Raw genomic sequence first — 304 nt, 5'->3', positions numbered from 1 at the left:
AATTGTACACACAGTCAAAATCACACTAAACAGATTCATCGTCATATTTGGCAGGACTACTTAGATGAAGCTGACCATCTCAGACACACCCAAATGAATAAGAACATCTATGCAAAACGTAAAGAAACGATTGAACGTGTTTTTGCGGATGCAAAAGAAAAGCATGGTATGCGTTGGACGAAACTTCGTGGACTAAAAAAAGTTTCAATGCAGGCGATGCTTACTTTCGCTGCCATGAATCTCAAAAAGCTAGCAAACTGGACATGGAAAGGACCATGTCCAGCGTAAACAACTGATAGATGTT

The 304-nt window shown here is 39.8% G+C and carries 1 protein-coding gene; it reads left to right on the top strand.

From position 1 onward, the window contains the following. Positions 1-288, top strand: a 288-nt coding sequence (locus IEE86_RS19245; protein ID WP_191098565.1) for a transposase, incomplete at its 5' end; no start/stop codon positions are given. Positions 289-304: the final 16 nt, after the last annotated feature.

Origin of the sequence: Bacillus crepusculi, from assembly GCF_014764715.1 — a bacterium.
Lineage (GTDB): Bacteria > Bacillota > Bacilli > Bacillales > Bacillaceae > Bacillus.
The sequence above is the reverse complement of the archived record's forward strand: the minus strand, read 5'-3'. Positions and strand labels throughout refer to the sequence as shown.